Annotated in this window: 22 protein-coding genes and 1 tRNA gene; 14 read left to right on the top strand and 9 right to left on the bottom strand. The window is 71.7% G+C overall.

The features are described 5' to 3' along the window. Positions 1-89 precede the first annotated feature (89 nt). Complete coding sequence (locus C6N31_RS29975) at positions 90-2,351, bottom strand: transglycosylase domain-containing protein (RefSeq protein WP_198358599.1); 2,262 nt, start codon at positions 2,349-2,351, stop codon at positions 90-92. Positions 2,352-2,735: 384 nt separating this feature from the next. On the opposite strand from C6N31_RS29975, the gene C6N31_RS29970 reads away from it, so the two are divergent. Beyond that, a complete protein-coding gene (locus C6N31_RS29970; RefSeq protein WP_138358704.1) occupies positions 2,736-3,068 on the top strand; it encodes a WhiB family transcriptional regulator in 333 nt (110 codons plus the stop codon). Here the strand turns inward: C6N31_RS29970 and bagB are convergent. Both bagB and bagA read right to left on the bottom strand, forming a co-directional pair. Then, positions 3,050-4,348 carry an ATPase BagB gene (bagB, locus tag C6N31_RS29965; protein WP_138358702.1) on the bottom strand — a complete coding sequence of 433 codons (1,299 nt, stop codon included), beginning with the start codon at positions 4,346-4,348 and terminating at the stop codon, positions 3,050-3,052. The genes C6N31_RS29970 and bagB overlap by 19 nt on opposite strands. 57 nt (positions 4,349-4,405) lie before the next feature. Beyond that, on the bottom strand, positions 4,406-5,416 hold the full coding sequence (bagA, locus tag C6N31_RS29960; RefSeq protein WP_138358700.1) for an ATPase BagA: 1,011 nt from the start codon (positions 5,414-5,416) through the stop codon (positions 4,406-4,408). Positions 5,417-5,555: 139 nt separating this feature from the next. Between bagA and sp36 the strand changes: the two genes are divergently transcribed. The 5 genes from sp36 to C6N31_RS29935 all read left to right on the top strand — a co-directional run bounded on the left by sp36 (position 5,556) and on the right by C6N31_RS29935 (position 9,317). After that, complete coding sequence (gene sp36 / locus C6N31_RS29955; RefSeq protein WP_138358698.1) at positions 5,556-5,717, top strand: Sp36 family protein; 162 nt, start codon at positions 5,556-5,558, stop codon at positions 5,715-5,717. Next, positions 5,714-6,175: a RidA family protein gene (locus tag C6N31_RS29950; protein WP_138358696.1), complete on the top strand. Its 462-nt coding sequence runs from the start codon at positions 5,714-5,716 to the stop codon at positions 6,173-6,175. The genes sp36 and C6N31_RS29950 overlap by 4 nt, the downstream gene beginning before the upstream one ends. Positions 6,176-6,277: 102 nt before the next feature. After that, positions 6,278-7,228 carry an NUDIX hydrolase gene (locus tag C6N31_RS29945; RefSeq protein ID WP_138358694.1) on the top strand — a complete coding sequence of 317 codons (951 nt, stop codon included), beginning with the start codon at positions 6,278-6,280 and terminating at the stop codon, positions 7,226-7,228. Further along, a complete protein-coding gene (locus tag C6N31_RS29940) occupies positions 7,225-8,064 on the top strand; it encodes an MBL fold metallo-hydrolase (protein ID WP_138358692.1) in 840 nt (279 codons plus the stop codon). Before C6N31_RS29945 ends, C6N31_RS29940 begins: the two co-directional genes overlap by 4 nt. Continuing rightward, positions 8,064-9,317, top strand: coding sequence for a cytochrome P450 (locus tag C6N31_RS29935; RefSeq protein WP_232485821.1), 1,254 nt, complete (start codon positions 8,064-8,066; stop codon positions 9,315-9,317). The genes C6N31_RS29940 and C6N31_RS29935 overlap by 1 nt, the downstream gene beginning before the upstream one ends. A 48-nt stretch (positions 9,318-9,365) precedes the next feature. On the opposite strand, the gene C6N31_RS29930 is transcribed toward C6N31_RS29935, so the two are convergent. Further along, entirely contained in the window at positions 9,366-10,253 is an 888-nt protein-coding gene (locus C6N31_RS29930; RefSeq protein WP_244809258.1) for a diacylglycerol kinase family protein, read from the bottom strand. Between the two features lie 136 nt (positions 10,254-10,389). Between C6N31_RS29930 and C6N31_RS29925 the strand changes: the two genes are divergently transcribed. Then, complete coding sequence (locus tag C6N31_RS29925) at positions 10,390-11,673, top strand: adenylosuccinate synthase (protein WP_138358690.1); 1,284 nt, start codon at positions 10,390-10,392, stop codon at positions 11,671-11,673. A gap of 113 nt (positions 11,674-11,786) precedes the next feature. Here the strand turns inward: C6N31_RS29925 and C6N31_RS29920 are convergent, their stop codons facing one another. Next, positions 11,787-13,457 (bottom strand): serine/threonine-protein kinase, encoded by a 1,671-nt coding sequence (locus C6N31_RS29920; RefSeq protein WP_198358598.1) that lies wholly within the window; start codon positions 13,455-13,457, stop codon positions 11,787-11,789. Positions 13,458-13,717: 260 nt separating this feature from the next. On the opposite strand from C6N31_RS29920, the gene C6N31_RS29915 reads away from it, so the two are divergent. From C6N31_RS29915 to C6N31_RS29905, 3 genes are all read left to right on the top strand, one after another. Further along, complete coding sequence (locus C6N31_RS29915) at positions 13,718-15,088, top strand: aspartate aminotransferase family protein (RefSeq protein WP_138355840.1); 1,371 nt, start codon at positions 13,718-13,720, stop codon at positions 15,086-15,088. A gap of 203 nt (positions 15,089-15,291) precedes the next feature. Further along, a complete protein-coding gene (locus C6N31_RS29910) occupies positions 15,292-15,969 on the top strand; it encodes a GntR family transcriptional regulator (protein ID WP_138355839.1) in 678 nt (225 codons plus the stop codon). Positions 15,970-16,088: 119 nt separating this feature from the next. Next, the gene (locus C6N31_RS29905) at positions 16,089-16,739 is read left to right on the top strand and encodes a putative DNA-mimic protein (RefSeq protein ID WP_138355838.1); all 651 of its coding nucleotides are present in this window, start codon (positions 16,089-16,091) and stop codon (positions 16,737-16,739) included. Between the two features lie 63 nt (positions 16,740-16,802). Here the strand turns inward: C6N31_RS29905 and C6N31_RS29900 are convergent, their stop codons facing one another. Continuing rightward, positions 16,803-17,546: an SLATT domain-containing protein gene (locus C6N31_RS29900; RefSeq protein ID WP_244809256.1), complete on the bottom strand. Its 744-nt coding sequence runs from the start codon at positions 17,544-17,546 to the stop codon at positions 16,803-16,805. Positions 17,547-17,754: 208 nt separating this feature from the next. Between C6N31_RS29900 and purD the strand changes: the two genes are divergently transcribed. The 4 genes from purD to C6N31_RS29880 all read left to right on the top strand — a co-directional run bounded on the left by purD (position 17,755) and on the right by C6N31_RS29880 (position 23,863). Then, positions 17,755-19,014, top strand: coding sequence for a phosphoribosylamine--glycine ligase (purD, locus tag C6N31_RS29895; protein ID WP_138355837.1), 1,260 nt, complete (start codon positions 17,755-17,757; stop codon positions 19,012-19,014). A 417-nt stretch (positions 19,015-19,431) separates the two neighbouring features. Next, a complete protein-coding gene (locus tag C6N31_RS29890; RefSeq protein WP_138355836.1) occupies positions 19,432-21,156 on the top strand; it encodes a hypothetical protein in 1,725 nt (574 codons plus the stop codon). A 166-nt stretch (positions 21,157-21,322) separates the two neighbouring features. After that, positions 21,323-22,861, top strand: a complete 1,539-nt coding sequence (locus C6N31_RS29885; RefSeq protein WP_138355835.1) for a N,N-dimethylformamidase beta subunit family domain-containing protein — start codon at positions 21,323-21,325, stop codon at positions 22,859-22,861. Between the two features lie 102 nt (positions 22,862-22,963). Beyond that, the gene (locus C6N31_RS29880) at positions 22,964-23,863 is read left to right on the top strand and encodes a phosphoribosylaminoimidazolesuccinocarboxamide synthase (RefSeq protein ID WP_138355834.1); all 900 of its coding nucleotides are present in this window, start codon (positions 22,964-22,966) and stop codon (positions 23,861-23,863) included. A gap of 125 nt (positions 23,864-23,988) precedes the next feature. On the opposite strand, the gene C6N31_RS29875 is transcribed toward C6N31_RS29880, so the two are convergent. The 3 genes from C6N31_RS29875 to C6N31_RS29865 form a co-directional block, all read right to left on the bottom strand. Beyond that, positions 23,989-24,061, bottom strand: a tRNA-Gly gene (locus tag C6N31_RS29875). Between the two features lie 33 nt (positions 24,062-24,094). Further along, entirely contained in the window at positions 24,095-24,739 is a 645-nt protein-coding gene (locus tag C6N31_RS29870) for a response regulator transcription factor (protein WP_198358597.1), read from the bottom strand. Then, positions 24,736-26,016 carry a sensor histidine kinase gene (locus C6N31_RS29865; RefSeq protein WP_138355832.1) on the bottom strand — a complete coding sequence of 427 codons (1,281 nt, stop codon included), beginning with the start codon at positions 26,014-26,016 and terminating at the stop codon, positions 24,736-24,738. Before C6N31_RS29865 ends, C6N31_RS29870 begins: the two co-directional genes overlap by 4 nt. Between the last annotated feature and the right edge of the window lie 14 nt (positions 26,017-26,030).

Below are 26,030 nucleotides of genomic sequence, written 5' to 3'. Positions count from 1 at the left end.
CACGCGTGAGGGGCGCCACCCGAAGATTCCGGGTGGCGCCCCTCAGCCGTTCCAGCCGTTCCGATCGCAGTCGTTCCGGGCCCCCGCCGTCAGCGGTTGCCGCCCGTCCCGCCGCCCGAGTGCCCGTTCCCGCCGCCGATGATGCCCGGCGGGATGGTGAACGAGGGGAAGGGGTTCGGACTGGCCGGCGGCTTGCCGGTGCCGGCGGTCGTGGCGCCGGTGGTGTGGCCGGGCTTGCCCGGGTTGCCGGGGTTGGGCGGGTTGCCGGGGTTGGGCGGGGGAGTACCGGTCGGCTTCTCCGGAATGTTGAGCGGCACCTCGTTGAACGACTCGACCGGCTTGCCCTCCAGGGCCCCGCTGACAGAGTCCTTCCAGATGGGTGCCGGGCCGTCCGCGCCGTACACCTTGTCGTAGGTCTGGCCGCCGAAGGTGATGTTGTACATCTTCACCGCGTGCCGCGGGTCGCCGATCCAGACGGCGGCCGCCATGTTGGGCGTGTAACCGACGAACCAGGCGGCGTACCGGTCGTTGGTGGTACCGGTCTTACCCGCGGTGGCACGGTCCTCAAGGCCCGCCTTGGCGCCCGTACCGTCGTCGACCACGCCCTTGAGCATGGTGTTGATGGTGTCGGCCGTCGTCTCCGACATGGCCTGCGAGCAGTTCGCCTTCGGCACGGGGACCGGCTTGCCCGTGGTGTCCGTCGCCGACTCGATCGCCAGGGGCACGCAGTACGTGCCACGAGCGGCGAAGGCGGCGTACGCGGCGGCCATGTTGAGCGGTGAGGCCTCGTTGGACCCGAGGGTGAAGGAGGCGCCCAGCTTCCAGTTCGTGCCACCGGCGGCCTTGGTCATACCCAGGTTGTTCATCATCTTCGTCACGTTGCAGAGGCCGACCTCGGCCTCGAGGGAGACGAAGTAGGTGTTGATGGACTTCCGGAGCGCCTCGGGCATCGCGTACGGCCCCTTCTCCTTCTCGTCCTCGTTGTGGACCGGCGAGTGGTCGGTGTAGTTGTTGTTGGCGCAGTCGGTGACGTCCGGGAAGGGCATCTCGTACGGCGCCGGATACTGCTGCGCCGGCAGGTAGCCGTTCTCCAGGGCGGCTGCCGCGGTGAAGGGCTTCATGGTGGAGCCCGGCTGGTACCCGGCCCCGCCGCCCATGTTCCGGTCGACCGAGAGGTTGATCTGCGTCTCGTTCTTGCCGAAGCCGTACGGCCGGGACTGTGCCATGGCCCGGATCTTGCCCGTACCCGGTTCGACGAGGGTGACGGCGGCGGCGATCGGGTCGTCCTTGTAGACGTGCTTGGCGATGCCGTTCTGAGTCGACGCCTGCGCCTGCGGGTCCAGCGTCGTCTTGATCGTCAGGCCGCCCTGGCGCCAGCGCTTCGCGCGGGCTTCCTTCGTCTTGCCGAAGGCCGCGTTCTGCAGGAACGTGTTGCGGACGTAGTCGCAGAAGAAGCCGGCGCCGTTCACGGCGGTGATGCAGCCGTTCTTCGGCTTGCTGATCTTGAGGCCGAGCGGCAGCTTCTTCGTGGCGTCGGCCTGGGCCTGGGTGATGTCCTTCAGGTCGGCCATCCGCTGCAGTACGAGATTGCGGCGCTTGATCGATTCCTGCTCGTCGTTGACCGGGTCGAAGCGGCTGGGCGACTGGACGATGCCGGCCAGCATCGCGGCCTCGCCGACGGTCAGGTCCTTGGCGTGCTTGCTGAAGTACCGCTTGGCCGCTGCCTCGACGCCGTAGGCCTGCTCGCCGAAGAACGTGATGTTGAGGTAGTTCTCCAGGATCTGCTGCTTGCCGAGTTCCTTCTCGACCTGGATCGCGTACTTCATTTCCTTGATCTTGCGGCCGACGGTCTGCTGGACCGCCTGCGCGACCTTGTCCGGGTCGTCGCCGGCCTGCTCGATGAAGACGTTCTTCACGTACTGCTGGGTGAGGGTGGAGGCGCCCTCGGAGACGCCGCCGTCCTGCGCGTTCTTGTTGAGCGCGCGCAGGATGCCCTTGAGGTCGATCGCCCCGTGCTCGAAGTAGCGGGCGTCCTCGATCGCGACGATGGCCTTCAGTATGTTCGGGCTCATCTGCTGGATCGGGATGACGGTGCGGTCGCGCGAGTAGACGGTCGCGATCAGTCCGCCGTTGGCGTCGAGGATCTTCGAGGCCTGGCTGAGCGGAGGGCGCTTCAGCTCACCGGGCAGGTCCTGGAACCCTGAGGCGGTGCCCTTCGCCGACAGGCCGAGGGCGCCGGCGGCCGGCAGGGCGATTCCTGCCAGTACCACTCCGGACAGGACACTGACACCGAGGAACTTGGCGGCCTGCTGGGCCGTCGAGAGACCCCCGCCCGATCGCTTGTGAGGCATGGAGGCAGCCTACGTTGCGATTCCCCGGACGTGCGCCCATCTGTTCGCCTACTCTGTAACGGACAGGCGCGGTCGCTGAGCGTGCGCCTGTCCTCCATCGTCACTCTTGTGGGTGATGAGAACTGCCCGAATTCCTGTCATATGCCGGGCGACTTGGGCGATATGCCAGGCGCAGTGACCGCTCTGCCCCATAAGTCCGAAATGGGTGCCGCTCACTCCGTTGGGTGATCTGCCGCACACCCATAGTCCATTCGGGCCATCGAAGATTGGGCCTGAAAGGGCTGTTGCGTCACGCCTACCTTCCGTAACGTCCTCAACTGGCAACGGTGAATATGCCGGTTGCCGCCGTGGGGGAGCCTCGATTCGGGAGAGGACGGCGCCAGCATGAGCAGCTGGGTAACCGACTGGAGCACGCAGGCAGCGTGCAAGACGACTGATCCGGACGAGCTTTTCGTCCAGGGAGCGGCCCAGAACAGGGCCAAGGCGGTATGCACCGGATGCCCGGTGCGGACGGAGTGCCTGGCGGACGCACTCGACAACCGGGTCGAGTTCGGCGTGTGGGGCGGGATGACGGAACGCGAGCGCAGGGCACTGCTGCGACGCCGTCCAACGGTGACCTCGTGGCGCAGGCTGCTCGAGACCGCCCGTACCGAGTACGAGCGGAGCACCGGCATCCTGCCGCTGGACGAAGAGGACGACTACGCCGCCGCGGGGTGATCCCCGGCAAGCCGTTCGCCGATCGAGCGCAAGCCGTCCAGATCGTGCACGTCGCCCGGTAGGGCCGCTACGTCGACCATCGGCACCTCAGGGTGCACGGAGACGAAACGGTCCCTGGTGCGGCGTTCGCGCGCGACCACGCGCATGCGCTCGGCGTGCAGCCGCAGCAGCCCGGCGGCAAGCCTCTGCTCGGGCGGAATCGTCATGTCGTCGGCCGCTTCGGCCGGGGTCTTCGGGTCCGTCCCGTCGTCGGTCCCGTCGGCAACGGAGTCAGCCTTCCCGGCCTCACGATCCACAATGCCGCCGTCCACAAGATTTTCCCGCGGCTCCTCGAGCGCCTGAGCGGCGGCCAGCGCCCGCTCCGCCGTGAGCTGCGGCGCTCCGCTGCCGTGCACCCGGTTCAGCACCAGGCCGGCCAGCGGCATGCGCTCGGCGGCCAGCCGCTCGACGAAGTACGCGGCCTCGCGCAGCGCGTCCCGCTCAGGCGCGGCCACGACGAGGAACGCCGTCCCGGGGGCCTGCAACAGCTTGTACGTGGCGTCCGCGCGCTTGCGGAAGCCGCCGAACATGGTGTCCATGGCGGCGATGAAGGTCTGCACGTCACCCAGCAGATGTGCGCCCATCACCTTGCTCAGGACGCCCGTCATCATCGACATGCCGACATTGAGGAACTTCATCCCGGCCCGGCCGCCGACCTTCGCGGGCGCCATCAGCAGCTTGATGAACTTCCCGTCCAGGAACGAGCCGAGGCGCTGCGGGGCGTCCAGGAAGTCCAGCGCGGACCGGCTCGGCGGGGTGTCGACGATGATCAGGTTCCAGGCGTCCAGCGCGCGCAGCTGGCCCAGCTTCTCCATCGCCATGTACTCCTGCGTGCCCGCGAAGCCGGCCGACAGGGACTGGTAGAAGGGGTTGTCGAGGATCGCGCGGGCCCGCTCGGGGTCCGCGTGCTGGAGCACGACCTCGTCGAAGGTCCGCTTCATGTCGAGCATCATCGCGTGCAGCGTGCCGCCCGCGGACTCGTCGATGTCGGTGACCGGGCGCGGTGTGTTGTCCAGCTCGCTGAGGCCCATCGACTGCGCGAGCCGGCGGGCCGGGTCGATGGTCAGGACGACGCACTTGCGGCCGCGTTCCGCGGCACGCACTCCCAGCGCGGCGGCGGTCGTGGTCTTGCCGACGCCGCCGGAGCCGCAGCAGACGATGATGCGGGTCTTGGGATCGTCGAGGAGCGGGTCGATCGCCAGCACCGGACTCTCCAGATCCCCCGGATTCTCCAGGCTCATGTCAGTTCCCCCCGCCGACGTGCCCATGTCGGTTCTCCCCGCCGGCTCCTACCCATGTCAGCTCTCCCCGCCCGTCATTCCCTGCTTGCGCAGGCTGTCGGCCAGCCGGTAGAGGCCGCCGAGGTCGACGCCCTCGCCGCGCAGTTCCAGTTCGTACGTCGGCAGGCCGAGGGTGGCGATCTCGGCGCGCTCGCGGCGCTCCAGCAGGACGCGCTGGGCGTGCTCGTGGGCCTGCGCGAGCAGCGGGTCGACGAGCCGCTCCGCCTGCCCGCCCTTGCGGGCACCGCCCAGGCCGGCCTGGGACAGTGCCTTGGCGACGGCGGTGCGCCGGCCGTTGGCGGCCGATTCGAGGTCCGCGTCGTCCAGCAGCACCGGGCGCAGCATGTTGACCACGACGGCTCCCACGGGCAGCCCGGCCGCCCGCAGTTCCGCGACGCCGTCCACGGTCTCCTGGACCGGCATCTCCTCCAGCAGCGTCACCAGGTGCACCGCGGTCTCGGTGGACTTCAGCACCCGCATCACGGCCTGCGCCTGGTTGTATATCGGCCCGATCCTGGCCAGTCCCGCGACCTCGTCGTTGACGTTGAGGAAGCGGGTGATGCGGCCGGTCGGCGGGGCGTCCATCACGACCGCGTCGTACGCCCGCCAGCCCGCGTTGTCCTTGCGGCGCACGGCCTCGCACGCCTTGCCGGTCAGCAGGACGTCCCGCAGACCGGGGGCGACGGTCGTCGCGAAGTCGATCGCGCCGAGCTTCTTGAGGGCGCGGCCCGCCCGGCCGAGCTTGTAGAACATGTCCAGGTAGTCCAGCAGCGCGAGCTCGGGGTCGATGGCGAGCGCGCGCACCTCGCCGCCGCCGGGCGCGACGGCGATCTTCCGCTCCTCGTAGGGCAGCGCCCCGGTCTCGAAGACCTGGGCGATGCCCTGCCGTCCCTCGACCTCGATCAGCAGCGTGCGGCGGCCTTCGGCGGCGAGGGCGAGCGCCAGAGCGGCGGCGACCGTGGTCTTCCCGGTGCCGCCCTTGCCCGTGACGATATGGAGCCTGGTGGGGGTGGACTGTTGAGGGCTCACCCTTCGAGCCTAACCACTCGGCCTTCGGCCCAAGCAGCCCACTGCCCAGGTGTGGCCTCTATCTCCCGGCGGGACCTCGCCGGGCAGCGCTGGCGGGTGCTGGCCGGGGCGGGTGGGAGCAGGCGTTACAGTCGGCTCCATGGCTAAGTGGGAATACGCGACCGTGCCGCTTCTTGTGCACGCGACGAAGCAGATTCTGGACACGTGGGGCGAGGACGGCTGGGAGCTGGTCCAGGTCGTACCCAATGGGAACAACGCGGAACAGCTGGTGGCCTACTTCAAGCGGGAGAAGCAGGCGTGAGCGCGGTCGAGGACAGGATCGCCTCGCTCGGGATGACGCTGCCCGCCGTCGTGCCGCCGCTGGCCGCGTACCAGCCGGCCGTGCAGTCGGGTGTGTACGTGTACACGTCCGGCCAGCTGCCGATGGTGGACGGCAAGTTGACGGTGACCGGCAAGGTCGGCGCCGAGGTGACGCCCGAGGAGGCCAAGGACCTGGCCCGTACGTGCGCGCTGAACGCGCTCGCGGCGGTCAAGTCGGTCGTCGGTGACCTGGACCGCATCAAGCGGGTCGTGAAGGTCGTCGGTTTCGTCGCCTCGGCGACGGACTTCACCGGGCAGCCGGCCGTGATCAACGGTGCGAGCGAGCTCCTCGGCGAGGTGCTCGGCGAGAAGGGCGTGCACGCGCGCAGCGCCGTCGGCGTGGCCGTGCTGCCGCTGGACGCTCCGGTCGAGGTCGAGATCCAGGTCGAGCTGGTCTGACGCCGGGTCGCGCTGGTCCGAGCGCTCCGCAGGCCGGGCCGGGTGCCCGGCCGCGGAGACTCACCCTCGAACATCAGGGCGGCAGGACGTACGATCCCGCCCATGACCACGAGCAGCGGCGGCACGAGTGACGGACAGTGGTTCCCGGCCTCCTGGCCGGACCGGATCCGGGCGCTGGCGAACGGGGATCTGACCCCCGTGACCCCGCGCAGGGCCGCGACCGTACTGCTCCTGCGGGACAGCCCGGACGGTACGAGCGACGGCCCGGCCGTCCACATGCTGCGCAGACGCGCCTCCATGGCCTTCGCCGGGGGCGCGTACGCGTATCCGGGCGGTGGGGTCGACCCGCGGGACGAGAAGCCGGTCCGGTGGGCCGGCCCGTCGCTCGCGCAGTGGTCGGCCGCCCTCGGGGTGGACCCGGTGTCGGCGCAGGCGGTGGTCTGCGCGGCGGTGCGGGAGACGTTCGAGGAGTCGGGCGTCCTGCTGGCGGGTCCCGACGGTGACAGCGTCGTGGCGGACACCACCGGCGAGAGCTGGGAGGCCGACCGCGAGGCACTGGTCAGCCGGGAGCTGTCGTTCGCCGACTTCCTGGCCCGGCGCGAGCTGGTGCTGCGCTCCGATCTGCTCGGCCCGTGGGCGCGCTGGATCACCCCGGAGTTCGAGGAGCGCCGTTACGACACCTGGTTCTTCGTCGCGATGATGCCGGCCGGGCAGCGCACCCTGGACGTCTCGGGCGAGGCCGACCACACGGTGTGGCTGCGCCCGGCCGAGGCCGTGGAGGGCTACCGGCGCGGCGAGATGGTGATGATGCCGCCGACCATCGCGACGCTGCGCGCGCTGCTCCCGTACGACTCGGTGAAGGCGGCCCTGGCGGGCGCGGCCAGCCGGGATCTGACGCCGGTGCTGGCGCGGGCGGTGCTCGAAGAGGGGCAGATCGTGCTGAGCTGGCCGGGGCACGAGGAATTCACCAAGCACATTCCGCAAGGATCCGAGCAAGGAACCGGGCAAGGATCCGAGCAAGGACCCAACTCGTCGCAAGGAGCTGCTGAATGACGTCGGCGATCCTGCCCGGCAGGCCGCAGCCGACGGTCGGCGGCCCCGCGACGGCACGTGCCGTCTGCGTCCTGGCCCCGAACCCGTCGCCGATGACCCTGGACGGCACCAACACCTGGCTGCTCTCCGAGCCGGGTTCCGATCTCGCGGTCGTCATCGACCCGGGCCCGCTCGACGACGCGCATCTGCGCAACGTCGTCGCGACCGCCGAGGCGGCCGGCAAGCGCGTCGCGCTGACGCTCCTCACCCACGGCCACCCGGACCACGCGGAGGGCGCCGCGCGCTTCGCCGAGCTGACGGGGACGAAGGTCCGGGCGCTCGACCCGGCGCTGCGGCTGGGCGACGAGGGGCTGGCGGCGGGCGACGTCATCACCACCGGCGGTCTGGAGCTGCGCGTCGTCGGCACGCCCGGGCACACCGCGGATTCGCTCTCCTTCCATCTGCCGGCCGACAGCGCCGTCCTGACCGGTGACACGGTGCTGGGGCGCGGCACGACGATCGTGGTGCACCCGGACGGCCGGCTCGGCGACTACCTCGACTCCTTGCGCCGTCTGCAGGCGATGACGATGGCCGGCGTCGACACGGTGCTGCCCGGCCACGGCCCGGTGCTGAAGGACGCGCGCGGCGCCGTCGAGTACTACCTCGCGCACCGCGCGAGCCGGCTGGCGCAGGTGGAGACCGCCGTGGAGGCGGGCTGTCTGACGCCCGCCCAGGTGGTCGCGCACGTCTACTACGACGTCGACCGGTCGCTGTGGCCGGCGGCGGAGCTGTCGGTGCGGGCGCAGCTGGACTATCTGCGCGAGCACGGGTTGATCGAGGACCGGCGGACCTACTGATGACGGATCGACCGATGAGCGGCCAGGAGACGTCCGGCCCGGCGGTGAAGGAGTTCGACCCGTGGTCCGCCGCGTTCGTCGCGGACCCGTATCCGGCGTACGAGGCGCTGCGCGCGGCGGGCCGCGCGCACTGGTTCGAGCCCACCCGGCAGTGGCTGATCCCGCACTACGACGATGTGAGCGCGCTGCTGCGCGACCGCCGGCTGGGGCGTACGTATCTGCACCGGTTCACCCACGAGGAGTTCGGCCGCGAGGCGCCGCCGGCCGGGCACGAGCCGTTCCACGTCCTCAACGACAACGGCCTGCTGGACCTGGAGGCCCCCGACCACACCCGGATCCGCCGGCTGGTCGCGAAGGCGTTCACCCCGCGCACCGTCGAGCGGCTCGCGCCGACCGTGCAACGGCTCGCCGACGAGCTGGTCGACGGTCTGCAGGCGGACGGCGGCGGTGACCTGCTGGCCCGGGTCGCCGAACCGCTGCCCGTCGCGGTCATCGCGGAGATGCTCGGCATCCCGCCCGGCGACCGGCAGCCGCTGCGGCCCTGGTCGGCGGACATCTGCGGGATGTACGAGCTGAACCCGGACGAGGAGACCGCCCGGCGGGCGGTGCGGGCGAGCGAGGAGTTCTCGGAGTATCTGCGCGGGCTGATCGCCGAGCGCCGCCGTACACCGGGCGAGGACCTGATCAGCGCCCTGATCGCCGCCTACGAGGACGGGGACACGCTCAGCGAGCAGGAGATGGTCTCCACATGCGTGCTGCTGCTCAACGCCGGCCACGAGGCGACGGTGAACACCACAGCGAACGGCTGGTTCACCCTGTTCCGCCATCCTGATCAGCTCGAACTGCTCCGCGCGGAATCCGGGCTGCTCCGCGACGCCATCGAGGAACTGCTGCGGTACGACACCCCGCTGCAGATGTTCGAGCGCTGGGTCCTGGACGACATCCAGGTCGGCGACACGGTGATCCCGCGGGGTTCCGAGGTCGCGCTGCTCTTCGGGTCCGCCAACCGCGACCCGTCGCGCTTCCCCGACCCCGGCCGGCTGGACCTGCGCCGCCCGGCCGCCGACAACCGGCATCTCACCTTCGGTGCCGGTATCCACTACTGCCTGGGCGCGCCGCTGGCCCGCATCGAGCTGGCCGCGTCCTTCGGCACGCTGCTGAGCCGCGCGCCGGGTCTGCGGCTCGCCGCCGAACCGCGCTGGAAGCCCGGCTACGTCATCCGGGGCCTGGAAGAACTGCTCGTCAGCTGGTGACGCGAGCTGGTGACGCGCCCGGCCCCCGACGTGATCTGCGTCTCTTCCTCAGGCGCGGGGCACCGTGAGCCGCCAGGCGCCCGGCTGGACCGTCCAGGTGCGGGTCCTGACCGGTCCGGCGAGGGCGGAATCCGCGCGGTAGCGGAAGTCCCGGCCCGAGACGGTGACGGTCGCGGCCTCCACGCACAGCGGTTCCGGGCTGTCGGGAAGGCTCACCCGGACCTCGATGAGCCCCGGGTTCACCGTCCGGAACGACACCTCGTGCACGGGGTGGTCCAGGTCCACCAGCACCACCCCGTCCGCCTCGATCCGCAGCCGCTGGCGCGGCGCGTGCCCGTGCCCCGGCCCGTGCGCGTTCGAGGGCGCCGGCATCGTCAGCGTCCGGACCAGCGACCGGGCGGTGCGCCCACCCGTCACCCGCCACCACCCTTTCAACGAATCGCTTCGCTCCCCATCCCTATTCGGCGACCACCAGTGCGACGAGGATCCCGCGCCGTTGGAGGGGATCTGTAGCGTGCCCAGCACGATGCCGCCGCTGTCGTCGACCAGCAGGTCCAGCTCGCGGTCCATGCCGTCGAGCACCGCCCGCGCCGCGGGCAGCACCTGGCCCGGCACGCCCAGCGCCCGGGCGAGCGAGGAGCGCGGCCCGATCGGCACCAGCGCCAGCGGGGCCTCGCCGAGTGCCCGCTCATGGTGCAGTGCCCGCACCGCCCGCAGCAGGGTCCGGTCGTCGCCCAGCACCACCGGACGGCGCCGGCCGCGATGGGCCAGCACCCGGGCCACCTCTTCGGCCGAATCCGGAAGAGCGATTTTTACGGAGGACGCGCCCGCACACAGGACATCCTTCGCGATGCGGACGGATTCGCCGTCGACGGCACGTGCCGCGGGGTCGATGACCACGAGCAATTGACGCCCGTCAGGTGGCTGAGCCGACACCTTGGTCCTTCCTCAGGTAAAATCTCGGTGCAAGAGCCCCTTGCGCCGTTGCGTCAGGGGCTTGGTCTATTCCGGGGCACCGGTTCGACGGCTCTCTGCACGTTGGACATGCCCCGCCCGGAAGGGGTGTACGCCTGTGCCCGCACTTGTGCTGCTCGGTGCTCAGTGGGGTGACGAAGGCAAGGGGAAGGCCACTGACCTGCTCGGTGGCTCCGTGGATTATGTCGTGCGTTACCAGGGCGGCAACAATGCCGGCCACACGGTCGTCGTCGGCGACCAGAAGTACGCACTGCATCTCCTCCCCTCCGGAATCCTGTCGCCGGGGTGTACCCCGGTCATTGGTAACGGTGTCGTCGTGGACCCGGCGGTCCTGCTCTCCGAGCTGAGCGGACTGAACGACCGCGGCGTCGATACGTCCAAGCTTCTGATCAGCGGGAACGCCCATCTGATCACTCCGTATCACCAGACCATCGACAAGGTGACGGAGCGGTTCCTCGGCAGCCGCAAGATCGGTACGACCGGGCGCGGTATCGGCCCGGCCTACGCCGACAAGATCAACCGCGTCGGGATCCGCGTTCAGGACCTCTTCGACGAGTCGATCCTGCACCAGAAGGTGGAGGCCGCACTCCACGAGAAGAACCAGCTCCTGGTCAAGCTCTTCAACCGGCGTGCGATCAGCGTCGACCAGGTCGTCGAGGAATACCTCGGTTACGCGGAGCAGATCAAGGACTTCGTCGCCGACACCGGTCTGATTCTGAACAAGGCGCTGGACGAGGGCAAGGTCGTGCTGATGGAGGGCGGCCAGGGCACGCTGCTCGACGTCGACCACGGCACCTATCCCTTCGTCACCTCGTCGAACCCGACCGCCGGCGGTGCCTGCACGGGCTCCGGCATCGGCCCGACGAAGATCAGCCGTGTGATCGGCATCCTCAAGGCCTATACGACGCGAGTCGGCGCCGGTCCGTTCCCGACCGAGCTGTTCGACGAGGACGGCGAGAAGCTGCGGGTCATCGGCCACGAGCGCGGGGTCACCACCGGCCGCGACCGTCGCTGCGGCTGGTTCGACGCGGTCATCGCGCGGTACGCGACCCGCGTCAACGGCCTGACGGACTTCTTCCTCACCAAGCTCGACATCCTCACCGGCTGGGAGCAGATCCCGGTCTGCGTGGCCTACGAGATCGACGGCAAGCGCGTCGAGGAGCTGCCCTACAACCAGAGCGACTTCCACCACGCGAAGCCGATCTACGAGATGCTCCCCGGCTGGTCCGAGGACATCACGAAGGCGCAGACCTTCGACGACCTGCCGAAGAACGCGCAGGCGTACGTCAAGGCGCTCGAAGAGATGTCGGGCGCGCCGATCTCCGCGATCGGCGTGGGCCCCGGCCGTACCGAGACGATCGAGATCAACTCGTTCCTCTGACGGACGGCGGCCGGTCAGGCCGACGGCATCGACGCGGCGCGCCCCGGTGGCAGGACCACCGGGGCGCGCCGCGTTCTGCCGTCCGCGGACCAGCTGTCCGTCGTTCCGCGCCGTCAGTCGATCTTCGTGTAGGTGAGCGGGGCCTTGCCCGGCTCACGGGAGTCGCGCAGCAGATGGGAGTCGTCGATCGCCGTGAGCGTCGAGGACAGCCCCGGGTTGCAGGAGGTGGCGGGCACCGCGCTGGTCAGGAGCGAAGGGCTCAGCGCCAGCGGCGGACCGGCCGACGTCATGTGCATCGTCCACTCGCACTGATAGGTGCTTCCGGTGCCGGCCAGCGTGACGGTGCCGTTCCGCCGGATCGTCAGCGTGCGGGTGTTGGTGCCGTTGCTGTCGAACCCCGCCTGCCAGGTGCCGACGAGCCGGTCGGGTACCTCACCGGGCGGGGTGGAGGCGGTCTCCGACGTGGACGGCGAGTTCTGCGGCGTACCGGAGCCGGACGGGGTTCCCGTCCCGGGACCGCCGCCGAGGCCCTGGTTGCCCGTGCTGTCGCCCTTGCCCTTGCCGAGGTCGAGTGCGACGACGGCCGCACCGGCGCCCGCGAGCACCGCGACCGCCACCGCGACGGCGATCAGCACACCCTGCCGCCGCCGGCGCGGCGGCGGATCCGCGTACTCCGGCGGGTGTCCGTATCCGGGGTGCGGGTAGCCGTAGCCGCCGGGCGCGTACGGGGACGGGGCCGGTGGGGCCGGGTCGACCGCGGTCGGCCGGGCGGGCAGCGACGGCGCGGAGGCGGGGGCCGGGGTCGGGAGGGGAGCGGAGCCGGATTCCGGCTCGGGTGCGGGCCGCGCGGCCGGGGGCGTCGGGGTGGCACCTCCGTCGTGCGGGTTCTCGGCCTCCAGCAGCCGCACGGCGTGCCGGCCGAGCTGCGCGACGATCGCGCTGGGCAGCCAGGTCCTGCCGTCCTCCGGCGGGTGGGCGGCGATCCGCTCCAGCACCGCGTCCAGGTCCGGCCGCTGGTCGGCCACCTTGACCAGACACTCCGCGACCAGCTCGCGCAACGCGCCGGGCAGCTCGTCCAGGTCCGGCGGCTCCTGCGCGATCCGGAACATCTGGGCGTGCACCCCGCTGCTCGCGGCGCCGAACGGCTGTTTCCCGGTCGCCGCGTACGCCAGCACCGAGCCCAGGCAGAAGACGTCGCAGGCCGGGGTGACCCGGTCGCCGCGCACCTGCTCCGGCGACATGAAGCCCGGCGAGCCGACCAGTGCGCCGGTGCTCGTCACCCCGCCGGTGACGGTCTCCAGGGCGCGGGCGATGCCGAAGTCGATGACCCGTGGGCCATCGATCGTGATCATGACATTCGAGGGCTTCAGATCGCGGTGGACGAGCCCGGCGGCGTGGATGTCCTTGAGCGCGTGGGCCAGCCCGGCCGCCAACACCCACACCGAGCGCTCCGGCAGCGGGCCGTACTCCTTGGCGATGACGTGCTGCAGCGTCGGCCCGGCGATGTAGCCGGTGGCGACCCAGGGGATCTCGGTCTCGGTGTCGGCGTCGAGGACCGGCGCCGTCCATGCGCCGCCGACCCGGCGGGCCGCCTGGACCTCCTGCCGGAAGCGGGCCCTGAACTCGTCCTGGGCGGCCAGTTCGGCCCGCACCAGCTTCACCGCGACGGTCCGGCCGCGTTCCGAACGGGCCAGGAAGACCCGCCCCATACCGCCGGTGCCGAGCCGGCCCAGCAGCCGGTACGCGCCGATCCACTGCGGATCGCCGGCCCTGAGTTCTTCCATGCCCCCCGTGCCTCCTCCCGGCCTTCCGGCCGACCCGTAGCCGAAGAATAGTCTGACCGTTCGAGCGGGCCCCCGGGGCGGGTGGCCCGGGCCTGAAAGGCGCCCGCACCGGGTCCACGTAAGGTCCCGCGCCGGATTCCCGGGACCCCGTTCCGGGAGCTCCGTGGGACCGGATCCCATGACAGCCTGTCGGGGAACGTGGCGTGTGCCATACAAGGTGACCGTGTCCCTGACCGGCGGGGATCCTTAGCCTGGAGCGCATGACCCCTCCTTTCGCCGTCGCCGATCCCGAGACCGGAGCCGCCGTCAAGGCCGCCGACCGGGCGCACGTCTTCCACTCGTGGTCCGCGCAGGCGGTCATCGATCCGCTGGCCGTGGCCGGGGCCGAGGGCTCGTACTTCTGGGACTACGACGGCAACCGCTATCTGGACTTCTCGTCCCAGCTGGTGAACACCAACATCGGGCACCAGCACCCGAAGGTCGTCGCCGCGATCCAGGAGCAGGCCGCCAAGCTCTGCACCATCGCGCCGGGCTTCGCCGTCGACGTCCGGTCCGAGGCGGCCCGGCTGATCGCCGAGGTCACCCCCGGCGATCTGAACCAGGTCTTCTTCACCAACGGCGGCGCCGAGGCGGTCGAGAACGCCGTCCGCATGGCCCGGCTGCACACCGGCCGGCACAAGGTGTTCAGCGCCTACCGCTCGTACCACGGCGCCACCTCCACCGCGATCAACCTCACCGGCGACCCGCGCCGCTGGCCGTCGGACACCGCCTCGGCGGGCGTCGTGCACTTCTGGGGCCCGTACCTGTACCGCTCGCAGTTCCACGCGACGAGCGAGGAGCAGGAGTGCGAGCGCGCGCTGGAGCACCTGGAGCAGCTCGTCGCGTTCGAGGGCCCGCAGTCCGTCGCCGCGATCATCCTGGAGTCGGTGGTCGGCACCGCGGGCATCCTGGTGCCGCCGGCCGGCTACCTCGCCGGCGTGCGGGAGATCTGCGACCGGTACGGGATCGTCTTCATCCTCGACGAGGTCATGTCCGGCTTCGGCCGCACCGGCGCGTGGTTCGCCGCCGACCACTGGGGCGTCGTCCCGGACCTGCTGACCTTCGCCAAGGGCGTCAACTCCGGCTACGTGCCGCTCGGCGGCGTCGCCATCTCCCCGGAGATCGCCGCGACCTTCGCCACCCGCGCCTACCCGGGCGGTCTCACCTACTCCGGCCACCCGCTGGCCTGCGCCTCCGCCGTCGCGACCATCAACGCGATGCGCGAGGAGCGGATCGTGGAGAACGCCGCCGACATCGGTGAACGGGTCATCGGCCCGGCGCTGCGCGACATCGCCGCCCGGCACGCCTCGGTCGGCGAGGTGCGCGGCCTCGGTGTCTTCTGGGCCCTCGACCTCGTCAAGGACAAGGCGACGCACGAGCCGCTCGTGCCGTACAACGCGGCCGGCGCCGACAACGCGCCGATGGCCGAGTTCGCGGCGGCGTGCAAGAAGGGCGGTCTGTGGCCCTTCGTCAACATGAACCGCACGCATGTCGTCCCGCCGTGCACGGTGACCGAGGCCGAGGCCAAGGAGGGCCTGGCGGCACTGGACGAGGCGCTCGCGGTGACCGACCGGTACGCCGTCAACGGATAGCGCTTGCCCCCGGCGACCGCCCGGCAACGGCCCGCCGACCCCCGGTAGCGGCCTCCGCCGGCCGTCAACACCGCGTGGCTCATCGCGAAATGCACATAACCCCCACACGCTTCCCTCCCCGGACGTGCGGTTGATTTCCGAACCTTCGCCTATCGTGTGCGGAGTAATCGGAGTGAAACGTACGTTCGGGCGAGGAGGCGGCAGTGCTTGCGGACACCACACCGGTGAAGCGCAACAGCCTGCGGCAGCAGATCGCCGACGCACTCCGCGACGAGGTGCTCACCGGCCGGCTCCCGGCCGGGCGGGACTTCACCGTCAAGGAGATCGCGGAGCTGTACGGCGTCTCCGCCACGCCCGTCCGTGAGGCGCTGGTCGACCTGGCCGCGCAGGGCCTGCTCGACGTCGAGCAGCACCGCGGCTTCCAGGTCCGGCGGTTCGGCCCCGACGACTTCGTCTCCATGGTCGAGGCCCGCAACCTGGTGACCGAGGGGATCTTCCGGCGCATCGAGGGCGACCAACTGCGGGAAGTGCCGGCCGATGTCCTCGCGTCGGTGCGCCGCCGTGGCGAGGCCGCGGCGCGGGCCGCGCGGTCCGGCATGCTCGACGTACTCATCGGCTGTGACATCCGCTTCTGGCGCGAAGTCGCGGCATTGTCGGGCAATCCACACATTTGCGAATTCCTCGACCGGATCCGCACCCAGACCTGGATGTACTCGATCCCGTATCTGCGCGCCCATCCGATGCTCGCGGGCGTCTGCTGGTCGGACCACGTCGAACTCGTCGACGCCGTCCGGGACCGCGATCTGGCCGCGGCACGCCGTATCGTCGCCGACTACAACGAGCACGCCCTCGCCCTCATGGCGAAGCTGGCCCCCCGATAACGAGGGCGGGCGACCGCGCGAACGACCCTTCAGGACAGCCGGAAGGGTTCCACCTCCTGACGCCGACCGTGCCTCGCACTACGCTGGCCCGACGATCGCATAGACGACTTGGAGCGCCTGTGGCCTGCGACTTGTGGCTGGTTCCCCTCGTGGATGTGCTCTGCCACAGCCCCGAAAACCCTTTCTCCGAGGAACTGGCCCGCTACGACAAGGCCTTGAACGACGCGGGCCTGCCGCCGGTGCCCGTCCACACCTATATGCCGGGGCTGTCCGGCGACGTCGGCCCGGTCGCCGGCTTCGACTACGACGCCCTGCATTTCCTGCGCCGGGCCTTCCTGTTGAACCTGCAGGGCCTGGAGGTCACCCCCGTCGACGCGCTCGGCGGCGACTACGAGCAACTGCTGGAGATGTTCGAGGCGACCGCCCAGCAGTCGCACCTCGTCTGGCACTACGACCACGCCGGCGCGTACGTGCCGCTGGACTTCCCGCACCCGGTCGTCAACGACGAACTGCTCGAAGGCGGCGGCCCGCTGGGTTCGAGCCACGGACTGCTGCGCGATCTCGCGTCCGTCGCGGCGGCGATCGGCATCGACGCGGCCAACCCGCCGCAGGCCCCGGCCCCGCCGGACCGGCCCACCGGACTGGAGGAGCCGGCCGCCCCGCCGTCGTACGATCCCAGCCCGTTCGCCCGCGAACGGCATGTCTGGCTCGGCCTGCACGCGGCGGCGACCCGCTCGCTGGCGCAGGGCTCGATGGTGGTCTTCAGCTGAGGCGGCCTCCGGTCGAGGCGACGTTCGAGGCGGCCCTCAGCTGACGGAGGGGCCGCCGGCCGCTCAGCGGGCCGGCCCCTCCGGGGGCCGCTGGCGCGGCATGTTCGGACGGCCGCCGGGTGCCATCGGGAAGCGGCCGGCGGGGACCCCCTCGGTGCGCGCGGCCCACGGCACGGTGGCCTGCGCGCGCAGCGGCGCGGTCCGCGTCCCGAACTCCGTCATCCAGTCCGCCGTCTCCATCCTGACCAGGTCCGAGACGTCCTCGCAGAACCGGCGCAGCACCGCCAGACAGCGTTCGGCCGCCTCGGCCGCCGTGCCCTCGGTGGGGCCCAGCACCTCGCGGACGCTCTCCGACGCCCAGTCGAAGCGCAGCGCCTCCAGCCGCCGCTGCACCGCCTGCGCGGTGGCGACGTCCCGCATCCAGCCGGACGTCAGCCCGAAGCAGCGGTCGATGCCGACACAGGCCGCGGCGAGGAGCAGTGCCACATAACCCCAGCGCGCGGCGCCGGCCGCGGCCCCGGTCAGCTCGATCAGCGGCAGCCCCACGCCCACGGTGCCGAAGAACGCGGCGGCCAGCCGCAGCCCGCGCGCCCCGTGCCGCTTCCAGACCCGGTCGGCGAGGTACCAGTCGGTGGTGTTGAGCGCCCCGGACTCGGCCCAGCGGTAGAGCTCCTCCAGGCGTTCGGCGGGCTCGCCCCAGTCGCCGAGCGGAAAAGGCAGCGCCCGCAGGTCCTCCTGGCTATGCAGAGCCCGTTGAACGGGCTCCTCCCGGGGAGCCTCCTCGGGATACATGTCCGGCTGGCTCACTGCGCGCTCCCTCGCATTCCGGCGCTCGTCTTCCGACACGACGAAGCTCCCTTCTTACCGCCGAACGGCTGACCATGGGGGAAGGATTTTTGGATTTCATCCCTTAAAGGCCGCGTGGTCAGGTATGGGCCGAACATCCGTCCCACTCGAAAGAGTGAGCCGCCGCGCGCGGCACGGGGCTCCGCACGGGGCCACTACCCTTGGGCACGTGAAGGTCCTTGTCATCGGCGGCGGCGCCCGCGAACACGCCCTGTGCCGCTCACTGTCCCTCGACCCCGATGTCACCTCGCTGCACTGCGCCCCCGGCAACGCCGGGATCGCGGAGGTCGCCGAGCTGCACCCGGTCGTCGCCCTCGACGGCGCCGCCGTCGCCGACCTCGCCGTCTCGATCGGCGCGGACTTCGTGATCGTCGGTCCGGAGGCCCCGCTGGTGGCGGGCGTCGCCGACGCGGTCCGGGCCCGCGGTGTCGACTGCTTCGGCCCGTCCGCGGAAGCCGCGCAGCTGGAAGGCTCCAAGGCGTTCGCCAAGGAGATCATGGCCGGCGCGGGGGTGCCCACCGCCCGCTCCTACGTCTGCACCACCGCCGAGCAGATCGACGTGGCGCTGGACGCCTTCGGCGCCCCGTACGTCGTCAAGGACGACGGACTGGCCGCGGGCAAGGGCGTCGTCGTCACCGATGACCTCGCCACCGCCCGCGCGCACGCGCTGGCCTGCGACCGCGTCGTCATCGAGGAGTTCCTCGACGGCCCCGAGGTCTCGCTGTTCGCCGTCACCGACGGTGTGACGGTCGTCCCGCTGCAGCCCGCCCAGGACTTCAAGCGCGCGCTGGACGCCGACGAGGGCCCCAACACCGGCGGTATGGGCGCGTACTCGCCGCTCCCGTGGGCCGACCCCAAGCTGGTCGACGAGGTCGAGCGGACCGTTCTGCAGCCCACCGTGGACGAGCTGCGCCGCCGCGGCACCCCGTTCGCCGGGCTGCTCTACGCGGGTCTGGCGATGACCTCGCGCGGGGTGCGCGTGATCGAGTTCAACGCGCGCTTCGGCGACCCCGAGACCCAGGTCGTCCTCGCCCGTCTCAAGACCCCGCTGGCCGGTCTGCTGCGGGCCGCCGCGACGGGCCGCCTCTCCGAGGTGGAGCCGCTGCGCTGGAGCGAGGGCGCGGCCGTGACCGTCGTCATCGCCTCGTACAACTATCCGGACACCCCGCGCACCGGCGACCCGATCACCGGTCTGGCGGACGTCGTGGAGCAGGACGAGCACGCGTACGTGCTGCACGCAGGCACCAGGATCGACGACGAGGGCCGCGTGGTGAGCGCGGGCGGCCGGGTGCTGTCCGTCACCGCCACCGGCGCTGACCTGGCCAAGGCCCGGGAACGGGCGTACCGCGCGGTCGCCCGGGTGCGGCTCGACGGCTCGCACCACCGGACCGACATCGCGGCCAAGGCGGCGGGAACCGGCCAGTCCTGAATCAGCCCTTGGGGTGGCTCACGACCTGCCCCGCGGTACGGAGCGGGCTCGCGGCGCCCTGCGACTTCGCTTGCGGCGTTGTCGTCGGTCGCCGATGGCCCCCAGCTACCGCTGGGAGGTGCCCCACCGCATGGACTCCCTCCTCCGCCTTGCAATCGAAGCCACAGGGCGCCGCTGCCTGATCCACTCCATACCGCGGGGCAGGTCGTTACCCAAAGCCACCCCAAGGAGTGATGGCTTCCCCATCCGGCTGACGTGGCAGCGGTCCCCAACTACTGTGCCCCGGAAGCGCACTGCCGGACGGCGTGGTGCTGTGCGGCAAGTAGCCGTACAGACATTGCGATGTCCGTGGGCGGTGCGACAGTGGGATAAGCCGCCGACGGCGGTCCTGACAGTGAGACGGGGGTGAGCCGCCCGATGGCTGGAGAAACAGGTGAGGGAGTCGCACGCTCCCGTGCGCTGGCGGTGCTGCGGATCCGCAGCACCGCGCTCGCCGTGGCGCTGCTGCCCGCCGCCGCCGCCGTCGTCCTGCTCGTGGGCGGCGCCACCGGGCGGATCGGCGACAGCTGGGACGCGCTGCGGTGGTCGGTGGTCGGCGGAGCGCTGGTGGTGCTGGTGCTCGCGGGCGCCGTCGCCGCCGTCGTCGTCCGGGCCCGCCCCGCGGTCAGCCCGACGGTCCCGGTCGCCGAATCGTCGGCCCCCGACCTGTACCGGATGGTCCATGACCTCGCGGTCCGCCTCCAGGTCCCCACGCCCTCCTCGATAGAGCTCACCCCGGACTGCGACAGCTGGCTGGAGGACCGCCGCCCGGACGGAGCGGGCGCGGGCCGCTGGGGCCGCCGCCGGGAGCCGGCCGCGCCGGTGCTGGTGATCGGCTCGCCCTTCATGTGGTGGATGCGGGTCGCCGAGCTGCGTGCCCTGCTCGCCCCCGTCGTGGCCGGCACCGGACCGTCCGCCGACCCGGACATAGCCGCGGCCCGGCGCTTCATCCGGGGTCTGGACGCCGCAGCCGGCGTCGCCTCGGCGCGTTCACGCGGTCTCGTGTGGCCCGCGTACGCCTTCCTCGGCTGGGTCGCGCGGCTGCTGCTGCGCGGCTGCCGGGCGCATGCCGCCGAGATGGAGCGCGGAGTGGCCGCGTCCGCCTCGGAGCGCGCCCAGGCGGTGGACTACGGGCTGCGGATCGTCGCCCAGGAGCAGGTCGGCCTCGCCTACGCGGGCTGGGACCGGCTGCTGACGAGGGTCGCGCTGCCCGCCTGGCGGATGGGCCGCTGGCCGTCCCGGCTCGACGCCGGAGTGGTGGCCGCGCTCACCGATCTGTCCCGCCGCGACCGGCTGGCCGAGGGCTTCGAGTCACGGCTGGGCGAGCGCCCCGCCTGCGATCTGCTCGAAGAGCCCGGCACCGTCGACGAGGCGGCCTCCCTGCTGGCGGCCCGGCTCTTCCACGGCGGCCCCGAGGGCCACGGCCCGGACTGGTCGCCGGTCGACTGGGACTCGTACCCCGAGGAGGTCGTGGACCGCATATGGCGTTCCGAGGCCGCCCTGCTGATCAGGGTGCTGGACGAGCCGGGCAGCGCCGTACCGCGCCCCGAGCGCGACCGGCCCGCGGTCATCACCGTGCAGACCGCCGAGCACACCGCGGAGAGCCGCGCCGGTGCCGGGCTGCTGATGGGCGCCCAGGCCGCCCGCCAGGCGGCCGTGGCCGGCTCCGTGGACTTTCCCGACGAGCCCGGCCGGGCCACCATCGCCCGGGTGATCGACCGGCTCTCCCGGGGCGGCAGCGAGGAGCTGGCGGCCCGGATCACCGGCCATGTCGCCCGCGAGGAAGCGGCCCGCGACGCCAACCGGACCCCCGCCACCGGCACCTCCCTCGCCCCGGTCTACCAACTGCTCCCGCCCCGCACCGGCCGCGAGCTGCTCACCGAACACGTCACCGCGATGGTCTGCTGCGCCGCCGTCGACACCGCGGGCGCCACGGCCGGTCTCGACTGGCTGGACGGGCCCGCCCTGCTCGTCAACGGCTCCCGCCGGGCGGACCTCGCGTGGCCGGTGCTGCGCCTCGTGGAGAACGGTGACGCGGCTCCGCTGCGCTCCTGGCTCACCGCGGTCGGCGTCCGGCTGGAGAAGCCCGTCCGCCTCGTCTGACACAGGGGCCACGCCGCACCCGCCGGATGACAGTTTCTGCCCCACTCGGAGCGAAACTGTTCCGATTATTCGCCACGAACAGTAACCAGGGGAGTGCGTTATGTGATGTGCTGGGTTCGGACGCGTGGGACTCGACCCGGGGGCGTGGCGAAGAAGGGGGGCACACGTGGGGACGGAGCAGATCCGGCGCTGGCAGTCGGGAGCGCTCGCGCATGGGGTGACCGACCCGTTCGGACAGGGCCCGTTACCGTGGCTGCGCGGCGCCGAGCAGTATCTGGACGACGAGGGGAACGTGGTCCCCTGGTACGTCGACCTCTCCGTGAGCCGTGGCGAGGCACCGGCCCGCCCGCAGGTACCGGGCCCGCGCACCGCCGATGACGTGCGCTGCCAGGTCAAGGGCTTCGCCTCGGCCGGCGCGGTCGCCCCGGGCGCGGCCATCGACTTCCGGGTGACCGTGGACCCGCCCCAGCAGTTCACCGTCGACATCTACCGCATCGGCCACTACGGCGGTGACGGCGCGTGCCACATGACGGCCAGCCCGCGGCTCTCCGGCATCGTCCAGTCGGCCCCGCTCGCCGCCGGCCGCACCGTCTCCTGCCATCACTGGTGGCAGTCCTGGCGGCTGCAGGTGCCGGGGTACTGGAAGACCGGCGCCTATGTGGCGGTGCTCACCACCGCCGACGGGTACCGCAGCCATATCCCGTTCACCGTCCGTGACGCACGCCCGCCGACCCCGCGCCGGTACCCGACCCAGGAGCCGCCGCACGCCCCCGCGCTCGACGCGGACCTGCTGCTGGTGATGCCCGACGTCACCTGGCAGGCGTACAACCTGTACCCGGAGGACGGCAGGACCGGCGCCAGCCTCTATCACGCGTGGGACGCCGAAGGCCGGCTGCTCGGCGAGGAGGAGGCGCCCGCCACGGTCTCCTTCGACCGTCCCTACGCGGGCGCGGGGCTGCCGCTGCACGTCGGCCACGCCTACGACTTCATCCGCTGGGCGGAGCGGTACGGCTACGACCTGGCCTACGCGGACGCCCGCGATCTGCACGCCGGCCGCGTCGACCCCTCCCGGTACCGCGGCCTGGTCTTCCCCGGGCACGACGAGTACTGGTCGGTCCCGATGCGCCGCGCCGCCGAGGCCGCCAGGGACGGCGGCACCTCGCTGGTGTTCCTCTCCGCCAACTCCATGTACTGGCAGGTCGAACTGGGCCCCTCGCCGGCCGGTGAGCCCGACCGGCTGCTGACCTGCCGCAAGCGCCGCGGCGACGCCCGCGGCCGCAGCGCCCTGTGGCGGGACCTGGGCGAGCCGGAACAGCTGCTGCTGGGCGTGCAGTACGCCGGCCGCGTCCCCGAACCCGCCCCGCTCGTCGTCCGCAACGCCGACCACTGGCTGTGGGAGGCCACCGGCGCGGCCGAGGGGGACGAGATCGAGGGCCTGGTCGCGGGTGAGGCGGACCGCTACTTCCCGCGCACCGCGCTGCCCGAGTCCACCGACCGGATCCTGCTCGCGCACTCGCCGTACGAGGACGCCGACGGCCGCCGCCGCCATCAGGAGACGTCGCTGTACCGGGCACCGAGCGGCGCCTATGTCTTCGCCTCCGGCACCTTCGCCTGGTCCCCGGCGCTGGACCGTCCGCACTATGTGGACCCCCGGATCCAGCGCGCCACGGCCAACCTCCTGGACCGGATCTGCAAGCACGATTAGGTTCCGATGGGTTCCGACCTGCCCGCTCGGCCGGACCCTGTCGGGTTGCACCCTCCCTCGTGCGGGAGAATCGGGAGCTGAGCCGCCGAGTGGGGAGGACCCATGTCCGGATTCGTTGAGAAACCCGTACCCGTCCAGGTGCCGGGACTGGTGCACCTGCACACCGGTAAGGTCCGCGACCTGTACCGGAACGCGGCCGGTGAACTGGTGATGGTGGCCAGCGACCGTACGTCCGTGTACGACTGGGTGGTGCCCACCGAGGTCCCCGACAAGGGCCGGATCCTCACCCAGCTGTCGCTGTGGTGGTTCGACCAGCTCGCCGACCTGGTCCCCAACCACGTCATCTCCACCGACGTCCCGGCCGGCGCCCCCGCCGACTGGGCCGGCCGCACCATGGTCTGCAAGTCGCTGCGGATGATCCCGGTCGAGTGCGTGGCCCGCGGCTACCTCACCGGCTCCGGCCTCGTCGAGTACGACGCGCACCGCACCGTCTGCGGCCTCGCGCTCCCCGAGGGCCTCGTCGACGGCTCGGAGCTGCCCGCGCCGATCTTCACGCCCGCCACCAAGGCCGAGGTCGGTGAGCACGACGAGAACGTCTCCTACGAGGAGGCGGCCCGTCAGGTCGGCGCCGAGACCGCGGCCCTGCTGCGCCAGACGACCCTCGCGGTCTACAGCCGGGCCCGCGATGTCGCCCGGGACCGCGGCATCATCCTGGCGGACACCAAGTTCGAGTTCGGCTTCGACGGTGACGAGCTCGTCATCGGCGACGAGGTGCTCACTCCGGACTCCTCGCGCTTCTGGCCGGCCGACCAGTGGAAGCCCGGCCGGACCCAGCCGTCCTTCGACAAGCAGTTCATCCGCAACTGGCTGACGTCCCCCGCCTCCGGCTGGGACAAGAACAGCGAACTGCCCCCGCCGCCGCTGCCGCCCGAGATCATCGAGCAGTCCCGCGCCAAGTACATCGAGGCCTACGAGCGCCTCACCGGCACGACCTGGTCCTAGCGGCCGGCTGCCCCAAGTGCCCGGCCGCGCACCCCGCGGCCGGGCACCCGGGCAGCCGCGTACGACGAAGGCCGCGTACGACGAAGGCCCCGGTGGATAAATCCACCGGGGCCTTCGTTCTGCTGAGCGGACGACCAGGTTCGAACTGGCGACCTCAACCTTGGCAAGGTTGCGCTCTACCAACTGAGCTACGTCCGCATCGCGCGTGCTGTGTGCTTTGCGCGAGAGCCACTATACCCAACCGCGCTCCCGGGCGATGCGCGCGGCCTCATGACGGTTCTCCGCGGACAGTTTCGTGGCGGCCGAGGAGAGGTAGTTGCGCACCGTTCCCTGGGACAGCGCGGCCCGCCGGGCGATCTCCGCGATCGGCGCGCCGTCGGCCGCCAGATCGAGGACCTCGGCCTCGCGGACGGTCAGCGGGGGGTCCCCGGCGCTGATCGCGTCGGCCGCCAACTCCGGGTCCACGTAACGGCCCCCGGCGTGCACGGTGCGGATGATCTCGGCCAGCCGCTGCGCCGAGACGGTCTTGGGAACGAAGCCCCTGACGCCCGCCGTCAGGGCCCGCTTCAGGTGTCCTGGACGACCGTGACCGGTCACGATCATGGTCCGGCAGCCGGGCAGCTCGGCCCGCAGGGATGTGGCGACCGCCACACCGTCGGCGCCCGGCATCTCCAGATCCAGGACCGCGACATCCGGCCGGTGCGCCCGTGCCATCGCGAGTGCCTCGGGCCCGGAGGCGGCCTCGGCGACGACGAGGATGTCGTCCTCGTAGGACAGCAGCGCGGCGAGCGCGCCGCGGATGAGGTGCTCGTCGTCGGCGAGCAGAACGCGGACGCGCGCCTCGCCGGCCTCACCGGTCCCGATCGGATGCGTCATGCGGCTCCTTCCGTGCTCTGCGAACCTACGGAGGTGGTACCGGGGGCACTGGAAGCGGCTTCCCGGCGTTGCAGCGGCACGCACGCCGTCAGCCGGAACACCCCGCCCGTGTCCGGCTCCGCGGTCAGCGTGCCGCCCAGCGCGCCGACGCGCTCGCGCAGCCCGGTCAGCCCGGTCCCCGGCGTCGTCGGAGCGGCCACGGCGGGGACGGTCACCGCTCCGTCGTTCTCCATGGTCAGTACGGCCGAGCCGGCCGGCTCGACCAGCAGCCGGATGACGCAGCTGCGCGCGTCCCCGTGCCGCAGCACGTTGGTGGTGCCCTCTCGGACCACCCAGGCGATCACGGACTGGACGGCGGGCGACAGCGTCGCCCCGTCGTCGCCCTCGGCCCGGCAGTCGACGCCCGCGGCCCGCAGCACCGACAGCGCGCCCGCCAGCTCCACCTGAAGGTCCACCGACCGGTAGCCGCGGACGACCTCGCGCACGTCGCGCTGCGACTCCCGCGCGATGCGCTGCACCTCCACCATCTGGTCGATGGCCTCGGGCCGCCCCCGCTGGGCGAGTTGGACGGCGAGTTCGCTCTTGAGCGCGATCACCGAGAGATTGCGTCCCATCACATCGTGCAGATCCCGTCCGAACCGCAGCCGCTCCTCCGCGACCGCCAGCCGCGACTGCGCCTCCCGTGCCCGGTCCAGCTCCCACACGACGACCAGGATCCAGGCGGAGCCGCGGTAGGTGAACGCCATGGCGGCGCCCCCCGCCGCCACCGCGACGGCGTAGCCGGTGGTCTCACCCGTCGGCAGTCCCGCCGCCGCCGAGCACACCGCCACCAGTGCGGCCGTACCCATCACGAGCAGCACGATCCGGCGCGGTCGGCGGATGTTCAGCACCGCGGGGCCGATCGCGAAGGCGGTGAAGCCGGAGACGATCTGGACCGCCTCGCCCCCGGGGAGCAGGGTGCCGCGCGCCCGCAGGACCACGACGACCAGCACCGCGAGGGCCGTCGTGGCGCCGGCGGCGGCGAGCAGCCGGGTCGGCCGCTCGCGCCGGCCCAGCGCCCAGTCCAGCACCCGGGACACCAGCACCGCGCACAGCACGGCCTGCCCCAGCAGCGCCCACAGGACGACGCGCGCACCGATCGGACTGTCGGAGCGCTGGACCGCGCCGAGGACCAGGAACACCTCGATCAACGCGAAGGAGTACAGCGACCACCGCGTGTAGAGCTCGAAGCGGGCCGGATCGCTGCGCCGCTCCCACCATCCCGTCAGCTTCGGCACGGTCGTCCCCCTGG

Origin of the sequence: Streptomyces fildesensis (assembly GCF_016107395.1) — a bacterium.
GTDB lineage: Bacteria > Actinomycetota > Actinomycetes > Streptomycetales > Streptomycetaceae > Actinacidiphila > Actinacidiphila fildesensis.
The sequence above is the reverse complement of the archived record's forward strand: the minus strand, read 5'-3'. Positions and strand labels throughout refer to the sequence as shown.